Genomic DNA, 5,981 nt, shown 5'->3' on the forward strand with positions numbered 1-5,981 from the left:
CCCGCGGGGGGGCGCCCACCCCCCCGCCCCCCCCCCCGCCGGCGGGGGATCCGCTTGAGTTCTTCCGCGGCGGGCCGCCCGAAGGGGAGCGGCCGCCCATCGACGGGAGATCGGGGGTGTACTCGTGCGGATCGGACTGCTCACCGAGGGCGGCTATCCCTACGCCACGGGAGAGGCGCGACTCTGGTGCGACCGGCTCGTCCGCGGGCTCGCCGAGCACGAGTTCGAGCTGTACGCGCTGAGCCGGAGCGCCGAGCAGGAACGCGGCGGCCGGGTCCCGCTGCCCCCGCACGTCACCGCCGTCCGCACCGCCCCCCTGTGGGCACCCGAGGACGACGGCCGCACCTACGGCCGCCGCGAACGCCGCCGCTTCGCCGGACACTTCAAGGAGCTCGCCACCGGCATCTGCGCCGGAGCCGCCGCCCCCTTCGAAGCCGGCCTCTACGGGCTCGCCGCCCTGGCCCGCGAGGAGGGCGGCCTCTCCGCAGCCCTGCGCTCCGAGACCGCGGTCCGCGCCCTGGAGTCCGCCTGCCGCGCCCCCGGCACCGGCCGGTCCCTGCAACGCGTCCAGGTCACCGATCTCCTCACCGTCGCCGACGAACTCGAACGCGCCCTGCGCCCCCTCTCCCTGGACTGGGCGGAGGGCCTCGGCGCCCTCGACCTCTGCCACGCGGGCGCCGGAGGCACCGCGGCCCTCCCCGGACTCCTGGCCAAACGCTTCTTCGGAGTGCCCCTCCTCGTCACCGAGTACGGGGTCCAGCTCCGCGCCCACTACCTGGAACGCGCCGACAGCCCGCACAGCGACGCCGTCCGCGCCCTCCTCGCCGCCTTCCAGCAGCGCCTCGCCGCCGAGATCTACCGGGCCGCCGACCTCATCACCCCCGGCAACACCCACGCCCGCCGCTGGCAGGAGCGCTGCGGCGCCGACCGGGACCGCCTGCGCACCGTGTACCCCGGCATGGAGGCGGACCGATTCGCCACCGTCGGCGAGGACCCGCACGCCGGCGACCCGCTCACCCTCGCCTGGGTCGGCCGCACCGAACCCGGCAAGGACCTGATCGGGCTGCTACACGCCTTCGCCGAGATCCGCAAGGAGGAACCGGCCGCCCGGCTCCGCCTGTTCTGCGCTCCCGCCCGCACCCCCGAGGCCGCCGACCACCTCGCCCACTGCCGGGCCCTGGCCGCCCAGCTCTTCCCCGACGAGGCCGCCGACGCCGTGACCGCCGGGGACAGCCCCGTCTCCTTCGAGCAGATCGGCGGCCCCGAGGTGCCCGAACCCGCCGACGCCTACGCCTCCGGGCGGGTGGTCGTCCTCTCCTCCGTGGTCGAGGGCTTCCCCGCCGGCCTCGCCGAGGCCATGTTCTGCGGCCGGGCCACCGTCTCCACCGACGTCGGCGCCGTCCGCGAGGTCATCGGCGGCACCGGCCTGGTCGTGCCCCCGCGCAACCCCCGCGCCCTCGCCGACGCCTGCCTCTCCCTGCTGCGCGACCAGGAAAGGGCCGCCCGCCTCGGCGCCGCCGCCCGGGCCCGCGCCCTCGAACTCTTCACCGTGGAACAGAACGTGGCCGCCTTCCGCTCCCTCTACCTCGAACTCATCGCCCGCACCCCGGCCCCCCGCCGCGAGCAGGTCCCCTTCGGCCTGCCCGCCGAGGCCCGGGTCCCCGGCACCTGGACCGGCGCCCCGGCCGACCCCGCCCCACCGGGCCCCGCCGCCGGCCCCGCCGGGATCCCCGCCGCCGAGGGGGCCCTGTGAGCGCCCCCGGCGACCTCCGCGCCGACGGGGCACCCGCGGGCGGCGGCCCCGCCCGGGACGGCGACCCCGCCCCCGCCCCCCGCCGCCGGACCGCCACCGTCGACCCGGTGAAGGTCCTCCTCCACCACCACCAGGACCTCTGCGCCCGCGCCGTGGACCCCCTGGAGATCGCCGCCGGACTGGAGGCCCGCGGGGTCACCGACCGCACCGCCGCCCGCTTCCGCCACCGCGACGTCTTCTCCCTCGCCGAGGAGCTGTACGCCCGGGTGCCCCGCCCCGCCGAACAGCCCTCGGTCCCCGGCCCCCCGGACCGCGCCCCGCGTCCCCCCGGCCCCGCCGCCCTCGCCGCCGCCCTGCTCCCCGGCGTGCTCGGCACGGCCGCCCTGCACCTCCCGCCCCCCGGGCCCGTGCTCACCGCCGTCTGGGCCGCCGTCGGACTCGCCGCCCTCTGGGCGGCCCTGCGCACCGGCCCGCTCCGCGCCCCCGCCGGCCCCGCCGCCGGCCGGGCCCCCCTCGCGGCCGCCGCCCTCGCGACGGTCCTGCTGATCGGCTACGGCTGGTACGACTCTGCCGCCACCGGCGCCGCCGTGGCCCTCTCCCTCGGCCCGGCCACCCTCGCCGCGGGACTGTTCGGCACCGCCGCCGCCGGACGGCTCGCCGCCAGCCGGTCCCTCGACGAGTTCTCCGCGGCGGCCCGCCCCCTCCTCCTCGGCACCACCGGCCTGTACGCGGCCGCCCTCGCCGGACTCCTGGTCCTCACCGGCGGCGACCTCCTCACCGGCACCGCGCTGGGCTGCCTGCTCCACGCGGCCCGACTGCTCCGGGTCCGCGGACTGCCCGTGGCCGCCGCGCTCGGCGCGGCCTGCGCCGCCGAGGCCGCCGCCCGTGCCCTCGGGCTCCCCGGGGCCGGGCTCGCCGCCGCCGCCCTCGCCGTGCTCGCGCACGCGACCCTCGCCCTCTCCCGGGCCTCCGCCCACGCCCGGCCCTGACCCCCGTGGAGCCGACACCACGGACACACCCGGCGCGTCCCACCCGAACCCCGAGCCCCACCGGCCGGCCCGACCGGCCCCAGAGAACGGAATCCCTTCCATGACCCCCCGACCCGACCCCACCGGCACGCCCCGTCGGCACGAAGGAGGCCCGCGATGAGAGTGCTGCTCATCGGAGCCAACGGCTACCTCGGACGCTACGTCGCGGACCGGCTGCTCGCCGACCCGGCGGTCCAGCTCACCGCCCTCGGCCGCGGTGACGACGCCGACGTCCGCTTCGACCTCGCCACCGGCAGTCCGGGCGCCCTCACCCGCTTCCTCGACGCCGTCCACCCCGGCGTGGTCATCAACTGCGCGGGCACCACCCGCGGCGGGGCCCGCGAACTGACCCGGCACAACACCGTGGCCGTGGCCACCATCTGCGAGTCCCTGCGCCGCAGCGGCTGCGGGGCCCGACTGGTCCAGCTCGGCTGCGCCGCCGAGTACGGGCCCAGCCAGCCCGGCTCCTCCACCGCCGAGGACGCCGTGCCCCGGCCCGGCGGCCCCTACGGGGTCAGCAAGCTGGCCGCCACCGAACTGGTCCTCGGCTCCGGCCTGGACGCCGTCGTGCTCCGGGTGTTCTCGCCCGTCGGGCCCGGCACCCCCGCCGGCTCCCCCCTCGGCCGGCTCGCCGAGGCCATGCGCCGGGCCATGCAGTCCGGGGACAGCGAGCTCAAGCTCGGCGGGCTCGGCGTGCAGCGGGACTTCGTCGACGTCCGCGACGTGGCCCGCGCCGTGCACGCGGCCTCCCTCTCCGCCGCGCAGGGCGTCGTGAACATCGGCACCGGCCGCGCCGTCCGTCTGCGGGACGCCGCCGCCGTGCTCGCCCGGGTCGCCGGCTACGGAGGCTCCCTCCACGAGCTGGACGGACCCGGACCCAACGGCTACGGCAACCGGCCCGTGCCGCTCGGCGCCATCGGCGCCCCCCGGTCCGAGGCCACCTCCGACCAGATCGCCGCGGCCGCCGCCCCGCCCTCGTACCCCTACCCCGACGGCTGCGGGGCCTGGCAGCAGGCCGACGTCCGCACCGCCCGGGACCGGCTCGGCTGGCGCCCCCGGATCAACCTGGAGGAATCCCTCGCCGACATCTGGATGGAGGCGGCGTGCCGCATCTGACCAGCACCGGTGCCCGCCTCGCCGCCACCGGATCGGAACGGCTCGGCTTCGGCGTTCCGGGGTACGCGCACCCGCTGGTCGCCCCCGTGGAATGGGCCGAGCTGACCCGGCCCGGCACCCCGCTGCACTGGGCGGTGCTCAACGTCTCGGAGGGGCCCGGCCAACGGCCCGACCCGCACTGCGCCGAGGCGGCCGGGAAGCTCCGGGACGCGGGCGGCAGCCTCCTCGGCCATCTCGCCATGCGAGACGGAGCCCGCTCCTTCGGGGAACTGGTCTCGGACGCCCACCGCTTCCTCGACTGGTACCGCGTGGACGGCTTCTACCTGGCCGGAGCGCCCGCCGGAACCGCCGGACTGGCCGCCACGGCCCGGCTCACCGCCGCCCTGCGCGAGCTGGGCGAGGACCGCGGCCCGCTGCGCACCGTCCTCGGGCACGGCACCCACCCGCACCCCGGATACGCCGAACTCGCCGACCAGTTGGTCACGTTCGCCGGTTCCTGGGTGGACTACCGGTGGTCCCAGGTGGCCGAGTGGACGGCCGAGTACCCGCCGGAGCGGTTCTGCCACTTCGTGCACGGGGTGCCGCGGACGCACCTGGAGGAGGCCGTCCGGATCGCCCGCTGGCAGGGGGCGGGCACGATCTGGTTCACGGACCGCCCCGGCAGCCGGGACCCCTGGGCCTCGATGCCCGGTTATTGGGACGAAATCGTCTCGCGTATCGGACCTGGTGTCTCGGAATGAAGAGGGGCGTGGCAGTGTTACGGCAGAACAACCCATAGATGTTCCCCGCCCGCGCGGGGATGACCTTGGAGTCCCCGTGTCGTTGCCACCCCTGGTCGAGCCGGCCGCCGAGCTCACCGTTGACGAGGTCCGTCGGTACTCCCGCCACCTGATCATCCCGGATGTCGGGATGGACGGGCAGAAGCGCCTGAAGAACGCCAAGGTGCTCGCCGTGGGTGCCGGCGGCCTCGGTTCGCCCGCCCTCATGTACCTGGCCGCCGCCGGTGTGGGCACGCTCGGCATCGTGGAGTTCGACGAGGTCGACGAGTCGAACCTGCAGCGCCAGATCATCCACAGCCAGGCGGACATCGGCCGTTCCAAGGCGGAGTCGGCGCGGGACAGCGTGCTCGGGATCAACCCGTACGTGAACGTGATCCTCCACGAAGAGCGGCTCGAAGCCGAGAACGTGATGGAGATCTTCTCCCAGTACGACCTGATCGTCGACGGCACCGACAACTTCGCCACCCGTTACCTGGTCAACGACGCCTGCGTGCTGCTGAACAAGCCGTACGTCTGGGGTTCGATCTACCGCTTCGACGGTCAGGCCTCGGTCTTCTGGTCCGAGCACGGTCCCTGCTACCGCTGCCTCTACCCGGAGCCCCCGCCGCCGGGCATGGTCCCCTCCTGCGCCGAGGGCGGCGTGCTGGGCGTGCTCTGCGCGTCCATCGGTTCCATCCAGGTCACCGAGGCCATCAAGGTCCTCACCGGCATCGGCGACCCGCTGGTCGGCCGCCTGATGATCTACGACGCCCTGGAGATGCAGTACCGCCAGGTCAAGGTCCGCAAGGACCCCGACTGCGCGGTGTGCGGTGAGAACCCCACCGTCACCGAGCTCATCGACTACGAGGCCTTCTGCGGGGTCGTCTCCGAGGAGGCCCAGGAGGCCGCGCTCGGCTCCACGATCACTCCCAAGCAGCTCAAGGAGTGGATCGACGAGGGCGAGAACATCGAGATCATCGATGTCCGCGAGAAGAACGAGTACGAGATCGTCTCGATCCCCGGCGCCAAGCTGATCCCCAAGGGCGAGTTCCTGATGGGTACCGCCCTCCAGAACCTCCCGCAGGACAAGCGGATCGTCCTGCACTGCAAGACGGGCGTCCGCAGCGCGGAGGTCCTCGCGGTGCTGAAGTCCGCGGGCTTCGCGGACGCGGTGCACGTCGGCGGCGGCGTCATCGGCTGGGTCCACCAGATCGAGCCCGAGAAGCCGGTCTACTAGGTCGTGTCTTTTGGATCTTGCCGGTGAGGCCCGCGGCGTCTGGTGCCGTGCATCGCAAGGCGCCGGGAAGCCTGCCTACTGGACGTAAT

General features: G+C 75.3%; 5 protein-coding genes. All 5 read left to right on the top strand.

Annotated elements, in window-relative coordinates; all coding sequences use genetic code 11:
* The first annotated feature begins 124 nt into the window (after positions 1–124).
* The 5 genes from ABTZ17_RS35970 (at position 125) to moeZ (ending at position 5,892) form a co-directional block, all read left to right on the top strand.
* Positions 125–1,753, top strand: a complete 1,629-nt coding sequence (locus tag ABTZ17_RS35970; protein ID WP_352200028.1) for a DUF3492 domain-containing protein — start codon at positions 125–127, stop codon at positions 1,751–1,753.
* A complete protein-coding gene (locus ABTZ17_RS35975; RefSeq protein WP_352200029.1) occupies positions 1,750–2,742 on the top strand; it encodes a hypothetical protein in 993 nt (330 codons plus the stop codon). Before ABTZ17_RS35970 ends, ABTZ17_RS35975 begins: the two co-directional genes overlap by 4 nt.
* 156 nt (positions 2,743–2,898) lie before the next feature.
* Positions 2,899–3,897, top strand: coding sequence for an NAD-dependent epimerase/dehydratase (locus ABTZ17_RS35980; protein WP_352200030.1), 999 nt, complete (start codon positions 2,899–2,901; stop codon positions 3,895–3,897).
* Complete coding sequence (locus ABTZ17_RS35985) at positions 3,885–4,637, top strand: spherulation-specific family 4 protein (protein WP_352200031.1); 753 nt, start codon at positions 3,885–3,887, stop codon at positions 4,635–4,637. The genes ABTZ17_RS35980 and ABTZ17_RS35985 overlap by 13 nt, the downstream gene beginning before the upstream one ends.
* A gap of 76 nt (positions 4,638–4,713) precedes the next feature.
* A complete protein-coding gene (moeZ, locus tag ABTZ17_RS35990; protein ID WP_352200032.1) occupies positions 4,714–5,892 on the top strand; it encodes an adenylyltransferase/sulfurtransferase MoeZ in 1,179 nt (392 codons plus the stop codon).
* Positions 5,893–5,981 lie beyond the last annotated feature (89 nt).

The organism is Streptomyces sp. NPDC097619, from assembly GCF_040302735.1.
Lineage (GTDB): Bacteria > Actinomycetota > Actinomycetes > Streptomycetales > Streptomycetaceae > Streptomyces.

Coding starts and splice junctions, on each gene's coding strand:
- ABTZ17_RS35980 (WP_352200030.1), top strand. CDS start 2,899: ATGAGAGTGCTGCTCATCGGAGCCAACGGCTACCTCGGACGCTACGTC.